This is a genomic window from Serratia sp. NPDC078593 (genome assembly GCF_050268245.1).
Lineage (GTDB): Bacteria > Pseudomonadota > Gammaproteobacteria > Enterobacterales > Enterobacteriaceae > JBNNGK01.
On record NZ_JBNNGK010000011.1, the window covers coordinates 128,250 to 151,527 of the forward strand.

The 23,278-nt window shown below is 50.7% G+C and carries 17 protein-coding genes; all 17 read left to right on the forward strand.

The window, feature by feature from the left end; genetic code table 11:
- Window positions 1-149 precede the first annotated feature (149 nt).
- The 17 genes from ispU (at window position 150) to cadA (ending at window position 23,268) form a co-directional block, all read left to right on the forward strand.
- Entirely contained in the window at window positions 150-908 is a 759-nt protein-coding gene (gene ispU / locus ACQKDS_RS13785; protein ID WP_399671498.1) for a (2E,6E)-farnesyl-diphosphate-specific ditrans,polycis-undecaprenyl-diphosphate synthase, read from the forward strand.
- A 9-nt stretch (window positions 909-917) separates the two neighbouring features.
- Window positions 918-1,766 (forward strand): phosphatidate cytidylyltransferase, encoded by an 849-nt coding sequence (cdsA, locus tag ACQKDS_RS13790; RefSeq protein WP_399671501.1) that lies wholly within the window; start codon window positions 918-920, stop codon window positions 1,764-1,766.
- Window positions 1,767-1,794: 28 nt separating this feature from the next.
- Complete coding sequence (gene rseP / locus ACQKDS_RS13795; RefSeq protein ID WP_399671601.1) at window positions 1,795-3,150, forward strand: sigma E protease regulator RseP; 1,356 nt, start codon at window positions 1,795-1,797, stop codon at window positions 3,148-3,150.
- A 35-nt stretch (window positions 3,151-3,185) separates the two neighbouring features.
- Complete coding sequence (gene bamA / locus ACQKDS_RS13800) at window positions 3,186-5,588, forward strand: outer membrane protein assembly factor BamA (RefSeq protein WP_399671504.1); 2,403 nt, start codon at window positions 3,186-3,188, stop codon at window positions 5,586-5,588.
- A gap of 159 nt (window positions 5,589-5,747) precedes the next feature.
- Window positions 5,748-6,245, forward strand: coding sequence for a molecular chaperone Skp (gene skp, locus ACQKDS_RS13805; RefSeq protein ID WP_399671507.1), 498 nt, complete (start codon window positions 5,748-5,750; stop codon window positions 6,243-6,245).
- Between the two features lie 3 nt (window positions 6,246-6,248).
- Complete coding sequence (lpxD, locus tag ACQKDS_RS13810) at window positions 6,249-7,271, forward strand: UDP-3-O-(3-hydroxymyristoyl)glucosamine N-acyltransferase (RefSeq protein WP_399671510.1); 1,023 nt, start codon at window positions 6,249-6,251, stop codon at window positions 7,269-7,271.
- Between the two features lie 170 nt (window positions 7,272-7,441).
- On the forward strand, window positions 7,442-7,897 hold the full coding sequence (fabZ, locus tag ACQKDS_RS13815; protein ID WP_399671513.1) for a 3-hydroxyacyl-ACP dehydratase FabZ: 456 nt from the start codon (window positions 7,442-7,444) through the stop codon (window positions 7,895-7,897).
- A gap of 3 nt (window positions 7,898-7,900) precedes the next feature.
- Entirely contained in the window at window positions 7,901-8,689 is a 789-nt protein-coding gene (gene lpxA / locus ACQKDS_RS13820) for an acyl-ACP--UDP-N-acetylglucosamine O-acyltransferase (RefSeq protein ID WP_399671516.1), read from the forward strand.
- Between the two features lie 3 nt (window positions 8,690-8,692).
- Window positions 8,693-9,841 carry a lipid-A-disaccharide synthase gene (lpxB, locus tag ACQKDS_RS13825; RefSeq protein WP_399671519.1) on the forward strand — a complete coding sequence of 383 codons (1,149 nt, stop codon included), beginning with the start codon at window positions 8,693-8,695 and terminating at the stop codon, window positions 9,839-9,841.
- Window positions 9,838-10,431, forward strand: coding sequence for a ribonuclease HII (gene rnhB, locus ACQKDS_RS13830; RefSeq protein ID WP_399671522.1), 594 nt, complete (start codon window positions 9,838-9,840; stop codon window positions 10,429-10,431). Before lpxB ends, rnhB begins: the two co-directional genes overlap by 4 nt.
- Window positions 10,432-10,516: 85 nt before the next feature.
- Window positions 10,517-14,005 carry a DNA polymerase III subunit alpha gene (dnaE, locus tag ACQKDS_RS13835; protein WP_399671604.1) on the forward strand — a complete coding sequence of 1,163 codons (3,489 nt, stop codon included), beginning with the start codon at window positions 10,517-10,519 and terminating at the stop codon, window positions 14,003-14,005.
- A gap of 12 nt (window positions 14,006-14,017) precedes the next feature.
- Window positions 14,018-14,977, forward strand: a complete 960-nt coding sequence (gene accA / locus ACQKDS_RS13840) for an acetyl-CoA carboxylase carboxyl transferase subunit alpha (RefSeq protein WP_399671524.1) — start codon at window positions 14,018-14,020, stop codon at window positions 14,975-14,977.
- Window positions 14,978-15,079: 102 nt separating this feature from the next.
- Window positions 15,080-17,221 carry a lysine decarboxylase LdcC gene (locus ACQKDS_RS13845; protein ID WP_399671527.1) on the forward strand — a complete coding sequence of 714 codons (2,142 nt, stop codon included), beginning with the start codon at window positions 15,080-15,082 and terminating at the stop codon, window positions 17,219-17,221.
- Between the two features lie 76 nt (window positions 17,222-17,297).
- A complete protein-coding gene (locus tag ACQKDS_RS13850; RefSeq protein WP_399671530.1) occupies window positions 17,298-17,687 on the forward strand; it encodes a VOC family protein in 390 nt (129 codons plus the stop codon).
- A gap of 89 nt (window positions 17,688-17,776) precedes the next feature.
- Window positions 17,777-19,324 (forward strand): lysine decarboxylation/transport transcriptional activator CadC, encoded by a 1,548-nt coding sequence (cadC, locus tag ACQKDS_RS13855; RefSeq protein ID WP_399671533.1) that lies wholly within the window; start codon window positions 17,777-17,779, stop codon window positions 19,322-19,324.
- Window positions 19,325-19,687: 363 nt separating this feature from the next.
- Entirely contained in the window at window positions 19,688-21,031 is a 1,344-nt protein-coding gene (gene cadB, locus ACQKDS_RS13860; protein WP_399671536.1) for a cadaverine/lysine antiporter, read from the forward strand.
- Window positions 21,032-21,126: 95 nt separating this feature from the next.
- A complete protein-coding gene (cadA, locus tag ACQKDS_RS13865) occupies window positions 21,127-23,268 on the forward strand; it encodes a lysine decarboxylase CadA (protein ID WP_399671539.1) in 2,142 nt (713 codons plus the stop codon).
- Window positions 23,269-23,278 lie beyond the last annotated feature (10 nt).

A 23,278-nucleotide genomic window follows, 5' to 3' on the forward strand; every position in this document is an offset into this window, starting at 1 on the left:
ATCCCGAATGCCTTTGCTCCCAGCGTTTATTTGGGCGCGCGGGTGGTGCTGACTGAAAAGCCGTGTCGGGCACACGGCTTTTTTTGCGCGCAAGGACTTGATGTTCCAGAAAGGTTGTTGTGTTTCTATCGAGGAAATAAGTACGAGTTATGTCGTCCGCAAATCAACAAGAGGCTATTCCGCCCATCTCTGGGCCGCGTCATGTCGCTATTATCATGGACGGCAATGGGCGTTGGGCCAAACGTCAGGGCAAGTTACGCGTCTTCGGTCATAAAGCAGGGGTGAAATCGGTGCGTAAAGCCGTGAGCTTTGCCGCTAGCCATCATTTGGATGCGCTCACGCTTTATGCCTTCAGCAGCGAGAACTGGAATCGTCCGGCGCAGGAAGTCTCAGCGTTAATGGAGCTTTTTGTACGTGCCCTGGACAGTGAAGTTAAAAGTCTGCACAAACACAATGTCAGGCTGCGTGTGATTGGTGATGTCAGCCGTTTCAGCGCCCGTTTGCAGGAGCGAATTCGTCGCTCTGAGCAACTGACAGAAAATAACGATGGTCTGACTCTCAACATTGCTGCAAATTACGGTGGTCGTTGGGATATCATTCAGGGAGTGAAGTATCTGGCTGAACAAGTGCAGGAAGGATTACTGCGCCCGGATCAGATTAGTGAAGAGTTATTGGGCGAGCAGGTTTGCATGAGCGAGCTGGCTCCGGTGGATCTGGTAATCCGCACCGGTGGTGAACACCGTATCAGTAACTTTTTATTATGGCAGATTGCTTATGCCGAGCTTTACTTTACTGATGTACTCTGGCCTGATTTTGATGAACTTGTCTTTGAAGGTGCGCTGAATGCATTTGCACAACGCGAGCGTCGCTTCGGGGGAACAACACCTATCGGCGCAGATGCGTCCTAGGGGGAACTTTTGCTGAAGTATCGCCTCATAACAGCTCTGATTTTAATACCGCTCGTTATCGCAGCGTTGTTCTTGTTGCCACCCGTGGGCTTTGCCCTGGTAACGTTGGTGGTCTGCATGTTAGCCGCCTGGGAATGGGGGCAATTAGCCGGTTTTCCCTCGCGTTCTCAACGTATTTGGTTGGCGATATTGTGTGGCTTTTTGCTTGCGCTCATGCTGCTTTGTGTACCCGCTTATCATTACTCCGTTCACCTTTCGCTGGTGAGTGGCCCGTTGTGGGCCTCGCTGGGCTGGTGGATAGCCGCATTGCTACTGGTGTTATCCTACCCTGGCTCTGCGTCGTTATGGCGTCACTCCCGTTTGTTGCGTCTGGGCTTTGGCGTATTGACCATCGTGCCATTTTTCTGGGGCATGATGGCGTTGCGCCAATTGGGTTACGAAGAGAATCATTTTACCGGCGCTTGGTGGCTGTTGTACGTAATGCTGTTGGTATGGGGTGCGGATTCCGGCGCCTATATGTTCGGTAAACTGTTCGGTAAGCATAAATTGGCACCCAAGGTCTCCCCCGGTAAAACCTGGGAAGGGTTGATCGGCGGATTGGTGACCTCAGCGTTAATATCATGGCTGTTTGGCCGTTACGCGCCGTTAAATGTGATTCCAGCGACCTTATTGGTTTGCTCAGTGATCGCCGCGTTGGCTTCTGTGCTAGGCGATCTCACTGAAAGCATGTTTAAACGTGAAGCAGGCATCAAAGACAGTAGCCATCTGATACCGGGTCATGGTGGGATACTTGATCGCATCGACAGTCTGACCGCAGCAGTGCCAGTATTTGCCTGCTTGATGCTATTAGTGTTTTAATCCGTCAGTGACGGGGAGTGAAGGGATGATGTTCAGCGTACTCTGGAACCTGATAGCGTTTATTATTGCACTCGGCATCTTAATCACCGTGCATGAGTTCGGCCACTTTTGGGTGGCTCGACGCTGTGGCGTCCGCGTTGAACGCTTCTCTATCGGTTTTGGTCGCGCATTATGGCGACGTATCGACCGTCATGGCACCGAATTTGTTATCGCATTGATTCCGTTGGGCGGTTACGTGAAGATGCTCGATGAGCGCGTCGAGACGGTTGCGCCGGAACTACGCCATCACGCTTTTAACAATAAAACGGTCTATCAGCGTGCCGCTATCGTGAGTGCTGGCCCAATCGCTAACTTCCTTTTTGCTATTCTAGCCTACTGGTTGGTATTCATTATCGGTGTTCCTAGCTTCCGCCCGGTGATTGGCGAAATTTCGCCACAATCCATTGCGGCTGAAGCTCAAATTTCACCAGGAATGGAACTAAAGTCTGTTGGCGGTATCGAAACGCCTGATTGGGAATCAGTTCGTTTGGCGCTAGTGACGAAAATTGGTGATGTGCAAACCGAGGTTGGCGTTGCGCCGTTTGGTTCATCACAGGTCGTTAATAAAATGCTGGATTTACGCCAGTGGCATTTTGAGCCAGACAAGCAAGATCCCGTGGTTTCGTTGGGGATTATCCCACGCGGCCCGCAGATAGAATCGGTGCTAGCTGAGGTGCAAGCGGGGTCAGCTGCACAAAAAGCCGGTTTGCAAGCAGGAGATAGGATCGTTAAAGTCGATGGGCAATTGTTAGGCCGTTGGCAGACGCTGGTTAAGCGGATTCACAATGCGCCTGGGCAACCACTGGCTTTAGAGATTGAAAGAAATGGCGAGCCCTTGTCTTTAACGCTCATACCGGATACAAAATCGGTGGGCAAAGGCAACACGGTTGGGTTTGCCGGTATTATTCCGAAGGTGTTACCACTGCCGGATGAGTACAAGACAATACGCCAGTATGGCCCGTTCCCTGCGTTGTATCAGGCTGGGGACAAAACCTGGCAGTTGATGCGCCTTACGGTCAACATGCTGGGTAAATTAATAACCGGTGATGTAAAACTGAATAACCTGAGCGGCCCGATTTCCATAGCACAGGGAGCAGGGGCATCAGCCGGGGTTGGGTTTGTGTATTACTTGATGTTTCTGGCGTTGATTAGCGTCAACCTGGGGATTATCAACCTGTTCCCATTACCGGTGTTAGATGGTGGGCATCTCCTTTTCCTGGCGATAGAAAAGCTGAAAGGGGGGCCGGTTTCCGAGCGAGTACAAGACTACAGTTACCGCATAGGTTCGATCTTGTTGGTACTGTTAATGGGTCTTGCACTTTTCAATGATTTTTCTCGCCTTTAGGGGCGGGGATAGGTTAGGAAGAACGCATAACAACGATGGCGATGAAAAAGTTGCTCATAGCGTCGCTGCTGTTTGGCAGCGCCACCGTATACGGTGCAGACGGGTTCGTAGTGAAAGATATTCATTTCGAAGGCCTGCAGCGAGTCGCCGTCGGTGCGGCGTTACTCAACATGCCGGTTCGCGTAGGCGATACCGTCACTGATGATGATATCAGTAATACCATTCGTGCTTTGTTTGCCACTGGCAACTTTGAGGACGTACGCGTTCTGCGTGATGGTAATACGTTGATCGTTCAGGTTAAGGAACGTCCTACCATTGCTAGCATCACTTTCTCCGGCAATAAGTCGGTGAAGGATGACATGCTCAAGCAAAACCTAGAGGCCTCTGGCGTCCGGGTTGGCGAAGCGCTCGACCGCACGACGATTTCCAGCATTGAAAAAGGTCTGGAGGACTTCTATTACAGCGTCGGTAAATACAGCGCCTCGGTGAAAGCCGTTGTGACGCCATTACCGCGTAACCGTGTCGATCTGAAACTGGTCTTCACCGAAGGGGTTTCTGCCAAAATTCAGCAAATCAACATTGTGGGTAATCATGCTTTTACCAATGATGAGCTGATTTCACGCTTCCAATTGCGTGATGAGGTGCCTTGGTGGAACGTGGTAGGCGATCGCAAATATCAGAAGCAGAAGCTGGCGGGTGATCTTGAAACCTTGCGCAGTTTTTACTTGGATCGCGGATACGCACGTTTCAATATTGATTCGACGCAGGTTAGCCTGACGCCGGATAAGAAAGGTATCTATATCACCATCAATATTACCGAAGGCGATCAGTACAAGCTTGCCGATGTGGTGGTGAACGGTAACCTAGCGGGGCACTCTGCTGAGGTTGCCCAGTTGACCAAAATTGAACCCGGTGAACTGTATAACGGCAGCAAAGTGACCAAAATGGAAGACAACATCAAGAAGATGTTGGGTCGTTATGGTTATGCCTATCCGCGTGTTCAAACACAGCCTGAAATTAACGACGCGGATAAAAACGTTAAATTGCACGTCAACATTGATGCGGGCAACCGTTTCTACGTTCGTCGTATCAAGTTTGAAGGCAATGACACCAGCAAAGATTCCGTACTGCGTCGTGAAATGCGTCAGATGGAAGGTGCGTGGCTGGGCAACGACCAGGTTGAGCAGGGTAAAGAGCGTCTGAACCGTCTCGGTTATTTTGAGACTGTCGATGTTGAAACCCAGCGCGTTCCGGGTACGGCTGACCAGGTTGATGTCACCTATAAAGTTAAAGAGCGTAACACCGGTACCTTTAACTTCGGCGTGGGCTATGGTACAGAAAGCGGCGTCAGCTTCCAGGTTGGCGTGCAGCAAGACAACTGGCTGGGAACAGGGTATTCAGTGGGTGTCAGCGGCACCAAGAACGATTACCAAACGTATGCCGAATTGTCTGCTACCAACCCTTACTTCACCGTTGACGGTGTGAGCTTGGGCGGTCGTCTCTTCTATAACGACTTTAAAGCAGATGATGCCGATCTGTCTGATTATACCAACAGCAGTTATGGTGTTGATGGCACACTGGGCTTCCCAATCAATGAAAACAACTCATTGCGTGCTGGCCTAGGTTATGTGCATAACAGCCTGTCGAAAATGCAACCTCAGATCGCGATGTGGCGCTATCTGCAGTCGATGGGCGAAAACCCGAACACCATGGATCGTGCCAGCTTCAAGGCGGATGATTTCACGCTGAATCTGGGTTGGACTTATAACAATCTGGATCGTGGTTATTTCCCAACTTCAGGTAACCGGACTACCTTGAACGGTAAAGTCACGATTCCTGGCTCAGACAACGAATACTACAAAGTGACGTTGGACAGTGTGCAGTACCTGCCGATTAACGACGATCGTACTTGGGTACTGTTAGGGCGTGGCCGTTTAGGCTATGCCGATGGTCTGGGCGGTAAAGAAATGCCGTTCTATGAGAACTTCTATGCCGGTGGTTCTAGCACCGTGCGTGGCTTCCAGTCCAATACTATTGGTCCGAAAGCGGTGTATTACAATTCCAATTCCTACAGCTGTAGCAATGGAACCAAAATTTGTAGTTCTGACGATGCGGTTGGCGGTAACGCCATGGCTGTTGCCAGCATGGAGTTGATTACGCCGACGCCATTCATCAGTGAAAAATATGCTAACTCGGTACGCACGTCACTGTTTGTTGATGCAGGGACCGTGTGGGATAGCAACTGGGAGAAAAACCAGACATCAGGTTTCGATATACCAGACTACAGCAAGCCGGGTAACATTCGTGTTTCCGCCGGTATTGCGCTGCAATGGATGTCGCCGCTTGGGCCGTTGGTGTTCTCTTACGCGAATCCGATCAAAGATTACGAAGGCGACAAATCCGAACAGTTCCAGTTTAACATTGGTAAGACTTGGTAACGGGTCGCACTTTTGTGTGTAGCAGTAACTAAGAATCACAACTGCCAGACTGTCTAAGATAGAGAGAAAGAAAAGTCTCATTGTATATCGAGGCAAGTCTGGCAAATTGTGTATTTCAAGTGTCATATGACACAAACGGGTGATGGTAAGGAGTTTATAGTGAAAAAGTGGTTGTGTGCCGCAGGCCTCGGTTTAGCAATGGCTGCTTCAGCAGGCGTTCAAGCAGCTGACAAGATCGCTGTCGTTAACGTTTCCAGCATTTTCCAACAGTTGCCAGCACGCGAAACCGTGGCGAAACAATTGGAAAGCGAGTTCAAAGGCCGTGCGAGTGAACTCCAGAATATGGAACGCGCCTTGCAGACGAAAATGCAGAAATTGCAGCGTGATGGTTCTACCATGAAGGCGAGCGAGCGCAGCAAGCTGGAAAAAGACGTGATGGCTCAACGTGAGAAGTTCTCTCAAAAAGCGCAGGCTTTTGAGCAGGATAACCGTCGTCGTCAAATGGAAGAGCGTAATAAAATCCTGAGCCGTATTCAGGACGCAGTGAAATCTGTTGCTAGCAAAGAAGGTTACGACGTAGTCATTGATGCTAACGCCGTTGCTTATGCCGGTTCTTCTAAAGATATTACTGCTGCCGTGCTGAAACAGGTTAAATAACACATGCCTTCAATTCGACTGGCTGATTTAGCACAGCAGTTGGATGCACAATTGCACGGTGATGGCGATCTCGTCATCACCGGCATTGCTTCTATGCATTCCGCGCAAGCTGGCCAAATCACGTTTTTGTCAAACAGCCGCTATCAAGAGCAGCTGTCTTCCTGTCAGGCCAGCGCTGTGGTGCTGACCGAAGCAGACTTACCACACTGCCGTTCTGCGGCGCTCGTGGTGAAAAACCCTTATCTGACCTATGCGCGTATGGCGCAACTGATGGACACCACCCCAGCGCCCGCTCAGGATGTTGCCCCCAGTGCGGTAATTTCTCCTGAAGCGCAGCTTGGTAAAAATGTCGCCGTTGGGGCAAATGCCGTGATCGAGTCCGGAGCGGTTCTCGGCGATAATGTGATTGTCGGCCCAGGATGTTTTATCGGCAAGAATGCGTGCCTTGGTGCAGGCACACGCTTATGGGCAAATGTCACAATTTATCATGAAGTTGAGATCGGTCAGCACTGTTTGATTCAGTCGGGCACCGTGATTGGCGCCGATGGTTTTGGCTATGCGAATGAACGTGGTAATTGGATAAAAATCCCTCAATTAGGGACGGTGATTATCGGCGATCGCGTTGAAATTGGTGCCTGTACAACCATCGATCGTGGCGCCTTGGATAACACTCAGATCGGGAATGGTGTTATCATCGACAACCAATGCCAGATTGCGCATAACGTGGTCATTGGTGAAAACACTGCCGTTGCTGGTGGTGTGATCATGGCAGGCAGCCTGAAGATCGGCCGTTATTGCCAGATCGGCGGAGCCAGTGTGATTAATGGTCATATGGAGATTGCCGATCGGGTCGTTGTGACGGGAATGGGAATGGTTATGCGACCAATCACCGAACCTGGGGTATACTCTTCGGGCATTCCGTTACAACCCAACAAAGTTTGGCGTAAAACCGCCGCGTTGGTGATGAATATCGATGAGATTAGCAAGCGCTTAAAAGCTGTCGAACGAAAAGTCGGAAAAGACTAGTCACCGCCGTCCACCTTAGCCTTACCGGGTAGAAAAACGAAACGCGTTGGTCGACAAGCGACCAAAAGCGCAAAGAGTTATTAATTTGCGGCCTGCCTGATGATCTCCTTTTGGGGTCAAAGCAGGCCGTGTTGTTGATGCCATCAGATTTTAGAGACAGGAAGAGTATTTTGACTACTGACACTCATACTCTAGATATTGCAGAGATTTTAGAGCTGCTTCCCCATCGTTACCCGTTCTTGCTGGTTGACCGTGTCCTTGATTTTGAAGAACATAAATATCTGCGTGCGGTGAAGAACGTTTCCGTAAACGAGCCGTTTTTCCAGGGGCATTTCCCTGGCAAACCGATTTTTCCTGGCGTGTTGATCCTCGAAGCCATGGCTCAGGCCACCGGTATCTTGGCGTTCAAGAGCGTGGGTAGACTGGAACCGGGTGAGCTGTATTATTTTGCTGGTATTGACGAAGCGCGTTTCAAGCGTCCAGTTGTGCCAGGTGACCAGATGATTATGGAAGTCACTTTCGAGAAAACCCGTCGTGGCCTGACGCGCTTTAAAGGCGTGGCGACCGTTGATGGAAAAATTGTCTGCGAAGCAACCATGATGTGTGCGCGCAGCCGGGAGGCATAATCCGTGATAGACAAAACCGCCTTTATCCACCCAAGCGCAATTGTTGAAGAAGGCGCCGTTATCGGCGCTGGTGCGCATATCGGCCCCTTCTGCTACGTCGGCTCCCAGGTGGAAATCGGCGAGGGTACGGTGCTGAAATCTCACGTTGTGGTCAATGGCATCACCAAAATTGGCCGTGAGAATCAGATCTATCAGTTCGCCTCTATCGGTGAAGTGAACCAGGATCTGAAATATGCGGGTGAACCGACACGCGTTGAAGTTGGCGATCGCAACCGCATCCGCGAAAGCGTCACGATACATCGTGGCACTGCGCAGGGTACGGGGGTGACGCAGATCGGCAATGACAACTTGTTGATGGTTAACGTGCATGTTGCTCACGACTGTGTGGTGGGTAATTCCTGCATTCTTGCCAATAATGCAACCTTGGCAGGTCATGTGGAAATTGACGATCATGCGATCATCGGCGGTATGACGGCAATCCATCAGTTCTGCATAATCGGTGCACACGTCATGGTTGGCGGGTGCTCGGGTGTTGCACAGGACGTCCCCCCTTTTGTCATTGCGCAAGGTAACCACGCGACGCCGTTTGGTGTTAACGCTGTTGGTTTGAAGCGTCGTGGTTTTGATAAAGATGAAATGCAGGCGATTCGTCAGGCCTACAAAATTCTTTATCGCAGCGAGAAAACGCTGGATGAAGCCAAAACAGAAATTGAAGCCCTGGCTCAAGTGCAGCCGGTGGTACAGCAGTTCCTCGATTTCTTTGGCCGCTCTACTCGCGGTATTATTCGCTGACCTATGTCTACTCGTCCATTGACTATCGGTTTAGTCGCGGGTGAAACGTCCGGCGATATTCTTGGCGCCGGATTAATTCGGGCACTTAAAGCTCGAATACCTGACGCGCGTTTTGTTGGTGTCGCCGGGCCATTGATGCAGGCCGAAGGCTGTGAAGCCTGGTATGAAATGGAAGAGCTGGCGGTAATGGGCATTGTGGAAGTGCTTGAGCGCTTGCCTCGCCTGTTGAAGATTCGCAAGGATCTCACCCGCCGGTTTAGCGAACTTGCGCCTGATGTGTTTGTCGGTATTGATGCCCCAGACTTCAATATCACGTTGGAAGGCAGCTTAAAACAACGCGGTATTCGTACCATTCATTATGTCAGCCCATCGGTTTGGGCCTGGCGTCAAAAGCGTGTTTTCAAAATTGGTAAAGCGACCGATCTGGTATTGGCTTTCCTTCCTTTTGAAAAAGCGTTTTATGATCGATTCAACGTTCCCTGCCGTTTTATTGGCCATACGATGGCCGATGCGATGCCGATGCAGCCGGATAAGCTGGCTGCACGTGCCGCGCTGGGAATCGATCCGCAGGCACGTTGTCTGGCATTGTTACCGGGCAGTCGCGGGGCGGAAGTGGAAATGCTCAGCGCTGATTTCCTCAGAACGGCAAAGCTGCTACGCACGCGCTATCCCGATTTAGAAGTTATCGTGCCGCTAGTTAATGCCAAGCGGCGTGAACAGTTCGAACGGATCAAAGCAGAGGTCGCGCCCGAACTCCCAGCCCATCTGCTTGACGGTAAAGGGCGCGAAGCGATGATCGCCAGCGATGCCGCCCTGTTGGCCTCAGGAACGGCTGCATTGGAGTGCATGTTGGCGAAATGCCCGATGGTGGTAGGTTATCGTATGAAGCCGTTCACTTTCTGGCTAGCAGAACGGTTAGTGAAAACGCCGTACGTCTCATTACCCAACCTGTTGGCAGGGCGCGAAATTGTCCCTGAACTATTGCAGCATGACTGCACGCCAGACAAATTGGCCGCAGCGTTGCTGCCGCTGTTGGAAGAAAGCCCACAAACGGCACAGTTAACACAGACTTTCCTTGAATTGCACCAGCAAATTCGCTGTGGTGCAGACGAACAGGCCGCTCAGGCTGTGTTGGAGCTGGCAAAAGTATGATTGAACCCTTTATCTATCCCGCCGCCACGTTAATTGCTGGCGTAGACGAAGTTGGCCGTGGGCCATTGGTCGGTGCGGTTGTTACCGCCGCAGTGATCCTAGATCCGGCTCGGCCTATCGTTGGCCTGGCTGATTCCAAAAAACTGAGTGAAAAACGCCGCTTGGCACTGTACGACGAGATCATCGAACGCTCGTTGGCTTGGAGTTTGGGGCGTGCTGAGCCAGAAGAGATCGATCAACTGAACATCCTGCATGCAACGATGTTGGCGATGCAGCGAGCCGTCGCCGGATTAGCTGTTGAGCCGGATATGGTGTTAATTGACGGTAATCGCTGCCCGACGTTGCCGATGCAATCGCAGGCGGTGGTCAAGGGGGATAGCCGCGTGGCTGAAATCAGTGCTGCGTCTATTTTGGCTAAAGTCACCCGCGATCGTGAAATGGCTGAATTAGATCGCCTATTTCCTGAGTACGGTTTCGCGCAGCATAAGGGCTATCCCACGGCTTTCCATCTGGAGAGGTTGGCCGCGCTGGGCGCGACCGAACATCATCGCCGCAGCTTTGCCCCGGTAAGAAGGGCATTGGAGAGATAATCTGCGGGCCTGACTACCTCGTCTGGCAATGCGATAGAATTAACCTGTGCTCAGTATATTGAGCCGCTCATTTTGGTATCTGGATATGGCCGAACCTCGTTTTATTCACCTGCGCGTTCACAGCGACTATTCCATGATCGATGGGCTCGCTAAGGTCGGGCCGTTGGTAAAAAGAGCCGCTGCTTTAGCCATGCCAGCGTTGGCGATTACCGATTTCACCAACCTTTGCGGGCTGGTGAAATTTTATGGTGGCGCGCACGGCGCAGGGATCAAACCGATCGTGGGTGCCGATTTCCATGTGCAAAGCGACGTGCTGGGCGATGAACTGGCGCAACTTACCGTACTGGCGGCCAACAACACCGGTTATCAAAACCTGACGCTGTTGATTTCACGTGCTTATCAACGTGGCTATGGTGCCGCAGGCCCGGTCATTGACCGCGACTGGCTGATCGAACATCGTGAAGGATTAATTTTGCTTTCCGGCGGCCGGATGGGGGACGTCGGCAAATTCATGCTGCGCGGCAACCAGGCGCAGGTGGAACAGTGTCTGGCGTTTTATCAGCAGTATTTCCCCGACAGTTACTATTTGGAGTTGATTCGAACGGGTCGCCCGGACGAAGAAAATTATCTGCACGCTGCGGTGGCTCTCGCCGCCGAACGCGATTTGCCGGTGGTGGCGACCAACGATGTACGTTTCCTGGTGGAAGATGATTTTGACGCGCATGAAATTCGCGTCGCGATCCATGATGGTTTTACGCTCGACGATCCTAAACGTCCTCGTCACTATAGTCCGCAGCAATATATGCGCAGCGAAGAGGAAATGTGTGAGCTGTTTGCCGACATTCCTGAGGCGCTGCTCAACAGTGTTGAGATAGCCAAACGCTGCAACGTAACCATACGCCTTGGTGAATACTTCTTGCCGCAGTTCCCGACCGGGGATATGACCACCGAAGATTTCTTGGTCGCTAAATCTAAAGAGGGGCTGGAAGAACGTTTGGCGTTTCTGTTCCCCGATCCGCAAGTGCGCGCACAACGCAGGCCAGAATACGACGAACGTCTGGACATAGAACTGAAAGTGATCAATCAGATGGGCTTCCCCGGCTACTTCCTGATTGTGATGGAGTTTATCCAATGGTCGAAAGATAACGACGTACCGGTTGGGCCGGGCCGTGGTTCAGGTGCCGGTTCGTTGGTGGCTTACGCGCTGAAAATCACCGATCTCGACCCGTTGGAGTTCGATCTGCTGTTCGAACGCTTCCTCAACCCTGAACGTGTTTCCATGCCTGACTTTGACGTTGACTTTTGCATGGAAAAACGCGATTTGGTGATCGAGCACGTTGCCGACATGTATGGCCGTGAAGCAGTTTCGCAAATTATTACTTTCGGTACGATGGCGGCGAAAGCGGTAATACGTGATGTAGGCCGCGTGTTGGGCCATCCTTATGGTTTTGTTGATCGTATTTCCAAACTAGTGCCCCCCGATCCGGGGATGACGCTGGAAAAGGCCTTTGCTGCCGAACCTCAACTGCCCGAAATCTACGAAGCGGATGAAGAGGTCAAAGCGCTGATCGATATGGCGCGTAAGTTGGAAGGGGTGACGCGTAACGCGGGCAAGCATGCCGGCGGGGTCGTCATCGCGCCAACCAAGATCACCGATTTTGCGCCGCTGTATTGTGATGCAGAAGGCCATCATCCCGTCACCCAGTTTGATAAAAACGATGTGGAATATGCGGGGCTGGTGAAGTTTGACTTCTTGGGGCTGCGTACCCTGACCATCATCGACTGGGCGTTGGAGATGATCAATAAGCGGCGCGCCAAGACCGGCTTAGAGCCGATCGATATTGCCGCGATTCCGCTCGACGATAAGAAAAGTTTCGACATGCTACAACGTTCGGAAACCACGGCGGTTTTCCAGCTTGAATCGCGTGGCATGAAGGATTTGATTAAACGTCTGAAGCCTGACTGCTTCGAAGATATGATCGCACTGGTGGCGTTGTTCCGCCCAGGCCCGTTGCAATCGGGCATGGTGGACAACTTCATTGACCGTAAGCACGGTCGCGAAGAAATTTCCTATCCTGACATCCAGTGGCAGCATGAGTCTCTGAAACCGGTGCTGGAACCGACTTACGGCATCATCTTGTATCAAGAACAGGTGATGCAGATTGCTCAGGTGCTGGCTGGCTATACGCTTGGTGGCGCAGATATGCTACGTCGCGCCATGGGGAAAAAGAACCCGGTCGAAATGGCCAAGCAGCGCGGTGGTTTTGAAGACGGGGCGAAAGCGCGCGGCATCGACGGCGAATTGTCGGTTAAGATCTTCGATCTGGTAGAGAAATTTGCTGGATATGGCTTTAACAAGTCCCACTCTGCCGCCTATGCATTAGTGTCGTATCAAACGCTATGGCTTAAGGCGCACTACCCGGCTGAGTTTATGGCTGCGGTGATGACTGCCGATATGGACAACACTGATAAAGTCGTTGGTCTAGTCGATGAATGCTGGCGCATGGGGCTGAAAATCTTACCGCCGGATATTAACAGCGGCCAGTATCACTTCCACGTAAACGACGAAGGTGAAATTGTTTACGGCATCGGTGCGATTAAAGGTGTGGGTGAAGGGCCGATAGAAGCGATTATTGAAGCGCGTAATAGTGGTGAACAAGGCTACTTCAAAGACTTATTTGATTTGTGCGCGCGCGCTGATATTAAAAAGCTTAACCGCCGTATTTTAGAAAAGTTGATCATGTCAGGGGCGTTCGATCGCCTTGGGCCACACCGTGCCGCGTTAATGAGTGCCTTAAGTGATGCGCTGAAGGCGGCAGATCAACATGCCAAAGCTGAAGCTATTGGTCAGGTTGATATGTTCGGCGTCTTGACTGAAGCGCCTGAACAGGTAGAACAGTCCTACGCGAATGTTGCGCCGTGGCAGGAGCAGGTTGTGCTGGACGGTGAGCGGGAAACGCTAGGGTTATACTTGACCGGGCACCCGATCACCCAGTATCTCAAAGAGATTGAACGTTACGCCGGTGGCCAACGTTTGAAAGATATGCACCCGACGGATCGGGGCAAAATGACCACCGCAGTTGGGTTGGTCATCGCGGCGCGGGTGATGGTGACCAAGCGCGGCAATCGCATCGGAATTTGTACTCTGGATGACCGTTCCGGGCGTTTGGAGGTGATGTTATTTACCGATGCGTTAGAAAAATACCAGCATTTGTTGGAAAAAGACCGTATCCTAATCGCCAGTGGACAGGTCAGCTTTGATGACTTTAGCGGCGGGCTTAAAATGACCGCCCGAGAGCTTATGGACATCAGTGAAGCCCGTGAAAAATATGCGCGCGGGCTTGCTATCTCGCTGACGGACAGGCAAATTGATGACCAGCTTTTGAACCGTCTCCGTAAGTGTTTGGAACCCCATCGCTCGGGGACGATTCCAGTGCATCTCTACTATCAACGGATCGACGCACGTGCCAAGTTGCGTTTTGGCGCAACCTGGCGAGTGACGCCCACCGACCGCTTGCTGATAGATTTGCGGACTCTGGTAGGTAATGAGCAGGTGGAACTGGAATTTGACTAAAATAGGAATGCTATGAGTCTGAATTTTCTTGATTTTGAACAGCCGATTGCAGAGCTGGAAGCGAAAATTGACTCGCTGACTGCCGTCAGCCGTCAAGACGAAAAATTAGATATTAATCTGGACGAAGAGGTTCAGCGCCTGCGTGAAAAGAGCGTTGAACTGACGCGCAAGATTTTCTCAGATCTTGGGGCCTGGCAGGTTGCTCAATTGGCACGCCACCCGCGCCGTCCTTATACCCTGGATTATATCGAACATATCTTCACCGACTTCGAAGAGCTGGCTGGCGACCGCGCGTATGCCGATGACAAAGCTATCGTCGGCGGTATTGCGCGTCTGGATGGTCGCCCGGTGATGGTTATTGGGCATCAGAAAGGGCGTGAGACGAAAGAGAAAGTCCGTCGCAACTTTGGTATGCCGGCGCCCGAAGGCTACCGCAAAGCGTTGCGCCTGATGGAGATGGCGTCTCGCTTTAATATGCCGATCATCACGTTCATCGATACGCCGGGCGCCTATCCTGGTGTCGGAGCAGAAGAGCGCGGCCAATCTGAGGCGATCGCTCGCAACCTGCGTGAGATGTCGCGTCTTCAGGTTCCGGTGATTTGCACCGTAATCGGTGAGGGTGGCTCGGGCGGCGCGTTGGCCATCGGTGTTGGCGATAAAGTAAATATGTTGCAGTACAGCACCTACTCGGTGATTTCGCCGGAAGGCTGCGCCTCTATTTTGTGGAAAAGCGCAGATAAAGCGCCAATTGCCGCAGAAGCTATGGGCATTACCGCACCGCGTTTGAAAGAACTGAAGTTGATCGATTCGGTAATCCCGGAACCATTAGGTTCCGCGCATCGCGACGTACCTGCAATGGCAGCATCGTTGAAAGCGCAGCTGTTGGCGGATTTGACCGATCTCGATGGCTTGAACACGGAAGAGTTGCTCAACCGTCGCTATCAGCGTCTGATGAATTACGGCTATTGCTGATTTCGTTACGCTGAAAAAAACCGCCGCAGGGCGGTTTTTTTATATCTGCTAATTATGTTTAATTAAGTCATTATTGGCCGCCAACTGACCAGGAGCTGCACGATGAATATCATCGCTATCATGAGCCCGATGGGTGTGTACTATAAAGATGAGCCGATCCGTGAGTTGCATAGCGCCTTGTCGGCGATGGGATTTCAGTTGGTTTATCCGCAAGGTAGCGCCGATTTGTTGAAGCTGATTGAACATAATGCACGCATCTGTGGCGTAATCTTTGATTGGGATGAGTACAGTTTGGCGCTGTGCAGCGAAATTAATGAGCTGAATGAATATTTGCCGCTGTATGCCTTTATCAATACTCATTCCACTTTTGATGTCAGCCTGCATGATATGCGTATGGTGCTGTATTTTTTCGAATATGGCCTGAATGTGGCAAATGAGATCGCGCAGCGTATCCGCCAATATACTGACGAATATACGGATGCCATCACGCCGCCGCTTACCAAGGCGTTGTTTACCTATGTGCAAGAAGGAAAATATACCTTCTGTACGCCGGGGCATATGGCGGGGACGGCGTTTCAGAAAAGCCCGGTGGGGTGCCTATTTTATGATTTCTTTGGCGCGAATACGCTTAAGGCCGACGTATCGATTTCGGTGACCGAATTGGGCTCCCTGCTGGATCACACCGGCCCGCATTTAGAAGCTGAAGAGTACATAGCCCGAACCTTTAACGCCGAACAAAGTTATCTGGTGACCAACGGAACGTCGACCGCCAACAAAATTGTGGGTATGTATGCGGCACCGGCTGGCAGCACGGTATTGATTGATCGCAACTGCCATAAGTCACTGTGCCATCTGTTGATGATGAGTGACATCGTCCCTATTTATCTGCGGCCGCTTCGCAATGCTTATGGCATTCTTGGTGGTATACCGCAGCGAGAATTTACTCGCGCAAGCATTAGTCAACGGGTATCAGAAACAGCGAACGCCAGTTGGCCGGTGCATGCGGTGATCACCAACTCCACCTACGATGGTTTGTTGTACAACACGGATGTTATTAAACAGACGTTGGACGTGCCATCGATTCATTTTGATTCGGCTTGGGTGCCTTACACTAACTTTCACCCGATTTATGCCGGTAAGAGTGGGATGAGTGGCGAGCGTATCCCCGGCAAAGTCATCTATGAAACCCAATCAACGCATAAACTGCTGGCGGCATTTTCGCAGGCCTCTATGATTCATATCAAAGGGGATTATGATGAGGGCACGTTCAACGAAGCCTACATGATGCACACCACGACATCACCGAATTATGGCATTGTGGCATCGATGGAGACGGCGGCTGCGATGTTGCGTGGTAATCCAGGGCGGCGAATGATCAACCGTTCGGTCGAGCGGGCGTTACATTTCCGCCACGAAGTGCGGCGACTGCGTGAAGAGAGCGATAGTTGGTTCTTCGATATTTGGCAACCGGAGCACATTGACCAAGCTGAATGCTGGCCGCTGAACCCGGATGAGAACTGGCATGGTTTCGGTAACACGGATCGCGATCATCTGTTCCTTGATCCAATAAAAGTCACCATTCTTACGCCGGGTATGAATCAGCAGGGCACATTGGAAGACAGTGGTATTCCCGCCGCGCTGGTGGCGAAATACTTGGATGAGCGCGGCATTGTGGTAGAGAAAACCGGGCCATATAACCTGTTGTTTCTATTTAGCATCGGCATTGATAAAACTAAAGCCATGAGCTTGTTACGTGGGTTGACCGATTTTAAACGTGCGTTTGATCTTAACTTACGGGTCAAGAATATGCTGCCGGACTTGTACGCAGAAGACCCGGATTTTTATCGGAATATGCGTATTCAGGATCTGGCGTTGGGGATTCACCGCTTAATCGGTCAGCATGACTTACCGCGTTTAATGCAGCGTGCGTTCGATGTGTTACCGGAGATGCGATTAACGCCACATCAGATGTTCCAGCAGCAGGTCCGCGGTAATGTTGAAACCTGCGAGATAGATCAGTTGGTCGGCAAAGTGGCGGCTAACATGATACTGCCTTACCCACCCGGCGTCCCATTGGTGATGCCGGGCGAGATGATTACCGAGGAAAGCCGCAGCGTGTTAGATTTTTTACTCATGTTGTGTTCGATCGGCAAACAGTACCCGGGTTTTGAAACGGACATCCATGGTACTACGCTGACGGAAGACGGCCGTTACTTGGTGAAGGTGCTGAAAAAACCGTTATAAATCGGGATGAGGAGCGCCGTTTGCAACGGCCCCGTATGGGGTATGCCTTCCCCGTAGTGAGAAGAGGAAGAGAGTTATGTTGGCATTACGTCAGGTGCACCATATTGCGGTCATCGCTTCTGATTACACCGTCAGCAAGCATTTTTACTGTAAAATTCTTGGTTTTAGCTTACTGGGGGAATATTACCGGGAAGAACGCAACTCTTGGAAAGCGGATCTGGCGCTGAACGGCCACTACGTCATCGAGCTGTTCTCTTTCCCGTCACCGCCCGCGCGTGTCAGCCAGCCGGAAGCCTGTGGTTTGCGTCATCTGGCGTTTAGCGTGGAAGATATTGACCAGGCTATTGTCCATCTGCAAGCCGCGGGGGTCATTTGTGAGCCCGTGCGTGTCGATCCTTACACGCAGGCGCGTTTTACATTCTTCTGCGATCCTGATGGCTTACCACTAGAATTATATGAACAATGAATGCTTAATCGGCGCGCAGAGACCCAAGTTGCAGGTTGATATGGTATTATCGCGCGCTTGCCTTGGGTCCCCTTTGAGTTATTTCTGCCATGCAACAGCCTGTTTTTCGTGTCGGAGAGTGGCTGGTTACTCCAGCAGACAACCAAATCAGCCGTGATGGGCGTCAAAAGACGCTAGAGCCACGTTTAATCGATATGCTGTTCTACTTTGCTCAGCATCCTGACGTGGTGCTGAGCCGTGATGAGTTGATCGATAACGTCTGGAAACGCAACATCGTCACCAATCATGTCGTGACGCAGAGTATCTCTGAGCTGCGTAAATACCTGAAAGACGGTGATGCGGATAGCCCAGAATACATCATCACGGTGCCCAAACGCGGCTATAAACTGGCTGCCTCAGTGATGTGGTGCGAAGAGGGCGAAATATCGCCACCGAGCGTGCCACAGATCGCGGTGATCATGCACGAGCCGGAGGATGGCAGCGACGAGGATGTAACGGACTACGTACCACCGCGGCCAAATGCAAAAAAACGCCCTCCCGAGACCACCGGAAAACGGTTTTATCAACGTTCGCCATTTTGGGTATGGCTCAGTTTCCTCGCCGCTCTCAGCGCCTGTGTTGCGTTTGTCGGTATTGCTACTCTGTCACAACGTGTTCCGGTCGCGACCATGCCGATGTTGTTGAACCCGCGTGATATCGATATCCGCATTCAAGGCGGCAACAGTTGCAGCAATTGGATGCCGCAGCTCTCCTATGTGGTTGGCCTCAGCGAGCTCATCGCCGATTCGCTTAATACCTACTCCACCTTCTTGGTACACGATCAAACTAACTATAATTACAGTGGCCCCAGCAGTTCGGGCAAATCGCTGACAATCGAATTTGTTAACCAGCGGCACTATCGTGCTCAACAGTGTTTCCTGTCCGTGCGGCTAGTGGATAACGCCGACAGTTCTATCATGTTGGATAAGCGATATTTTATCACCGCCGATAACCAGGTGAAGGTCCAGACAGATTTACTGAATAGTATGTCGGCCGTGCTTAAGCAACCTTGGCCACCGCAGTTGGAAAAACGTTTGAACAGTCTCCTGCCGAAACAGGGGCCCGCGTTACAGCAATTTTATCAGGCGCATCAGTTATTGATTCAGGGAGATATTGATTCGTTGACGCATGCCAGTGAGCAGCTTAGTGAACTGATCAAGGCCTCGCCTGACTTCATCTATATTTCTGCAGAAAAAGTCTTAGTGGATTTATTTCGTAACTCGTATCAGCCATTTGATAGTCAACAACTGAATCAAGTTCGTGAAGAAATTAATCAGTTGGCAACGGTACCCGAATTAAAAGAAACCCCAATATTGCAGCAAATATATACGGTGGATGCGTTAGCGGAAGGCAGAATAGATGATGCCCACCATGCAATAGATAAAGCGATAGAAATGCAAATGTCATGGTTGAATTATGTTCTGTTAGGCAAAGTGTATGAGATGCAGGGGCTAAATCATTTAGCTGCCGACTCTTATATAACAGCCTTCAATTTGCGTCCGGGGGAAAATACATTGCACTGGATCAGAAATGGTGTATTTCAAACCTCAATCACCAGCGTTGTACCTTATTTAGACCATTACACGTCAGATAACTGATTAGACGTATACCGCTAGCCAAGAACGCATGGCTAGCGGTGTTTTAGTAGTGTAATGTTGTGTTGTTTTTTTGTGATTTTTTGAGGTGGTATGTGTTCTCGCTTTTTCCGCATTTTTAACCGTTACTCACCATTCTATCATTATGTTTTAATAGTATATTTATGTTTTCTTGATCTTCCCTTGGTATCTTGATGTGTTAATGGAAAAGCTCAATTTATCATTTGTATGATCATGAGACTAAAATCACTTTATCTTTAGGACTTTATTCCTTTGGCTGATTACCATCCTGAGCATCAAGTCGGGCAGTAAGCCTGTTCTTTACTGGTTTGGCTTATAAAAAATGATACTCAGGAGAAACTGACCATGGCTTCATCCAAGAAAATAGGGCTTATTGCCTGCACCGGCGTTGTTGCCGGGAATATGATGGGGAGTGGGATTGCTTTATTACCCGCAAACCTGGCTAGTCTCGGTTCAATCGCCATTTGGGGATGGGTAATCTCAATTATTGGTGCGATGTCGTTAGCGTATGTTTATGCGCGCCTTGCCACAAAAAATCCACAGCAAGGTGGCCCCATTGCCTATGCAGGTGAAATTTCACCGGCCTTTGGTTTCCAAACTGGCGTACTTTATTACCATGCTAACTGGATTGGTAATTTGGCCATCGGTATTACTGCGGTTTCTTATCTTTCTACATTCTTCCCTGCATTGAATAACCCGGTGCCTGCGGGTCTTGCCTGTATCGCCATCGTGTGGGTATTCACGTTTGTGAATATGCTCGGTGGTTCTTGGGTGAGCCGCTTGACCACGCTTGGCCTGGTATTGGTATTGATTCCAGTGATCGTGACCGCTATTGCTGGTTGGCACTGGTTTGATGCTGCCACCTATCACGCAAACTGGAATACGTCTGGCACCACCGATAGCCACGCGGTAATTAAAAGTATTCTGTTGTGCCTGTGGGCATTCATTGGTGTGGAGTCTGCTGCAGTCAGTACCGGTATGGTGAAAAACCCAAAACGTACGGTACCGCTCGCAACCATGCTGGGGACGGGGTTAGCAGGCATTATCTACATCGCCGCCACGCAAGTGATCAGCGGTATGTTCCCTGCTAGCCAAATGGCCGCCAGCGGTGCTCCGTTCGCCGTTAGCGCCTCCGCCATTATGGGTAATTGGGCGGCGCCGATGGTTTCTGCTTTCACCGCTTTCGCCTGTTTGACCTCGTTAGGTTCATGGATGATGCTGGTGGGGCAAGCCGGTGTGCGTGCGGCCAACGATGGTAACTTCCCTAAAGTGTATGGCGAGTTAGACAAAAATGGCATTCCTAAAAAAGGCCTGCTGTTAGCGAGCTGCAAAATGACCGCATTGATGGTGTTGATCACCGTAATGAGTTCTAGCGGCGGTAAAGCGTCAGACCTGTTTGGTGAACTGACCGGTATTGCCGTGCTATTGACCATGCTGCCTTATTTCTACTCTTGCGTAGACCTGATTCGTTTCGAAGGCGTCAACTTGCGTAATCTGCTGAGCCTGATTGCTTCGGTCTGCGGTTGTGGTTTCTGCTTCATCGCCCTCATGGGCGCCAACTCCTTCGAACTGTCCGGCACCTTTATCGTCAGTCTCATCATCTTGATGTTTTACGCCCGGAAAATGAATACCCGTCAAGTCGCCAAAGCGGCGGCGATTGAAGACGACGCAACGGCCAAAGCGCACTAATTCGCGTCCTCTGACCCATTGATATCACGCAGCCTCTTTCTTTCCGACCTATCTGCCGAGATGGGAAGGGGCTTGCTTTGCCAGGAGAAATGCTTATGAACGTTATCGCCATCATGAATCACATGGGTGTCTACTTCAAAGAAGAACCTATCCGTGAACTGCATCAGGCGCTGGAAAGTCTGGATTTTCGCATCGTTTACCCGAACGATCGTGAAGATTTGCTGAAATTAATCGAAAACAACGCGCGCCTGTGTGGTGTGATTTTCGACTGGGATAAATACAATCTTGAGTTGTGTGAGGAAATCAGCCAGCTCAACGAATATATGCCACTTTATGCGTTTGCAAACACCTATTCTACGTTGGATGTCAGCCTGAACGATTTGCGTATGCAGGTGCGTTTCTTTGAGTATGCACTGGGTGCTGCGCAGGACATCGCCGCCAAGATCAAACAGAACACTGATGAATATATCGACACGATTCTGCCGCCGCTGACCAAGGCGTTGTTCAAATACGTTCGGGAAGGAAAATACACTTTCTGTACGCCTGGGCACATGGGTGGTACTGCGTTCCAAAAAAGCCCGGTTGGTAGCCTGTTCTATGATTTCTTTGGCGCTAACACCATGAAGTCGGATATTTCGATTTCGGTATCGGAACTGGGTTCATTACTGGATCACTCCGGCCCGCACAAAGAAGCGGAAGAGTATATTTCCCGCGTATTTAATGCTGAACGCAGCTACATGGTGACCAACGGCACTTCAACCGCCAACAAAATCGTGGGCATGTACTCTGCACCAGCGGGCAGCACGGTGTTGATCGACCGTAACTGCCACAAATCATTGACCCATCTGATGATGATGAGCGACATCACGCCAATTTATTTCCGTCCGACCCGCAATGCCTACGGTATTCTTGGTGGTATCCCGCAGAGTGAGTTTAGCCATGCGACCATTGCTAAGCGGGTGAAAGAAACGCCAAACGCGACCTGGCCGGCACATGCGGTCATCACCAACTCGACCTATGATGGCTTGCTGTATAACACCGACTTTATTAAAAACACCCTAGATGTGAAATCCATCCACTTTGACTCAGCTTGGGTGCCTTACACCAATTTCCACCCCATCTACAAAGGTAAGTGTGGGATGAGCGGTGGACGTGTGGAAGGGAAGGTGATTTATGAAACCCAATCCACCCATAAACTGCTGGCGGCGTTCTCACAAGCGTCAATGATTCATGTAAAAGGTGATATCAACGAAGAAACCTTCAATGAAGCCTACATGATGCACACCACCACATCCCCGCATTACGGTATCGTGGCCTCCACCGAAACTGCAGCGGCGATGATGAAAGGCAACGCCGGTAAGCGTTTGATTAACGGTTCCATTGAACGTGCGATTAAGTTCCGTAAAGAAATCAAACGTCTGAAAGTGGAATCTGAAGGCTGGTTCTTCGACGTGTGGCAGCCGGAACATATCGATGAGCCAGAATGTTGGCCACTGCGCTCCGACAGTGCCTGGCATGGTTTCAAAAACATCGATAATGAACACATGTATCTCGATCCGATCAAAGTGACTATCCTGACGCCAGGGATGAGCAAAGAGGGTGAGATGCAATCATTCGGTATTCCGGCCAGCATCGTGGCGAAGTATCTGGATGAACGCGGGATTATCGTTGAGAAAACCGGTCCATATAACCTGTTGTTCCTGTTCAGTATCGGTATCGATAAAACCAAGGCACTTAGCCTGCTGCGTGCAATGACCGACTTCAAACGCTCGTTCGATCTGAACCTGCGGGTGAAAAATATGTTGCCGTCACTGTATCAGGAAGCGCCTGAGTTCTATGAAAACATGCGTATTCAGGATTTAGCACAAAATATTCACCAATTGGTCGAACAGCACAACCTGCCGGATCTGATGTACCGCGCGTTTGAAGTGCTGCCAACGCTGGTGATGAATCCATTTAAGGCATTCCAAAAAGAGCTGCACGGCGAAGTTGAGGAAGTGTATTTGGAAGACATGGTCGGCAAAGTGAACGCCAACATGATCCTGCCTTATCCTCCAGGTGTACCATTGGTGATGCCAGGTGAAATGCTGACCGAAGAAAGCCGTCCTGTACTGGAGTTCTTACAGATGCTGTGTGAAATTGGCGCGCACTACCCGGGCTTTGAAACTGATATCCATGGCGCTTACCGCCAGGCAGATGGACGTTACACCGTGAAGGTGCTGAAAAACGATAAATAAGAGCAAGCAG

Bases quoted from the DNA above. Each gene is read 5' to 3' on its own strand.
- ispU (WP_399671498.1), top strand. From the start codon at position 150: ATGTCGTCCGCAAATCAACAAGAGGCTATTCCGCCCATCTCTGGGCCG.
- rseP (WP_399671601.1), top strand. From the start codon at position 1,795: ATGTTCAGCGTACTCTGGAACCTGATAGCGTTTATTATTGCACTCGGC.
- bamA (WP_399671504.1), top strand. From the start codon at position 3,186: ATGGCGATGAAAAAGTTGCTCATAGCGTCGCTGCTGTTTGGCAGCGCC.
- lpxD (WP_399671510.1), top strand. From the start codon at position 6,249: ATGCCTTCAATTCGACTGGCTGATTTAGCACAGCAGTTGGATGCACAA.
- lpxB (WP_399671519.1), top strand. From the start codon at position 8,693: ATGTCTACTCGTCCATTGACTATCGGTTTAGTCGCGGGTGAAACGTCC.
- rnhB (WP_399671522.1), top strand. From the start codon at position 9,838: ATGATTGAACCCTTTATCTATCCCGCCGCCACGTTAATTGCTGGCGTA.
- dnaE (WP_399671604.1), top strand. From the start codon at position 10,517: ATGGCCGAACCTCGTTTTATTCACCTGCGCGTTCACAGCGACTATTCC.
- accA (WP_399671524.1), top strand. From the start codon at position 14,018: ATGAGTCTGAATTTTCTTGATTTTGAACAGCCGATTGCAGAGCTGGAA.
- ACQKDS_RS13845 (WP_399671527.1), top strand. From the start codon at position 15,080: ATGAATATCATCGCTATCATGAGCCCGATGGGTGTGTACTATAAAGAT.
- ACQKDS_RS13850 (WP_399671530.1), top strand. From the start codon at position 17,298: ATGTTGGCATTACGTCAGGTGCACCATATTGCGGTCATCGCTTCTGAT.
- cadC (WP_399671533.1), top strand. From the start codon at position 17,777: ATGCAACAGCCTGTTTTTCGTGTCGGAGAGTGGCTGGTTACTCCAGCA.
- cadB (WP_399671536.1), top strand. From the start codon at position 19,688: ATGGCTTCATCCAAGAAAATAGGGCTTATTGCCTGCACCGGCGTTGTT.
- cadA (WP_399671539.1), top strand. From the start codon at position 21,127: ATGAACGTTATCGCCATCATGAATCACATGGGTGTCTACTTCAAAGAA.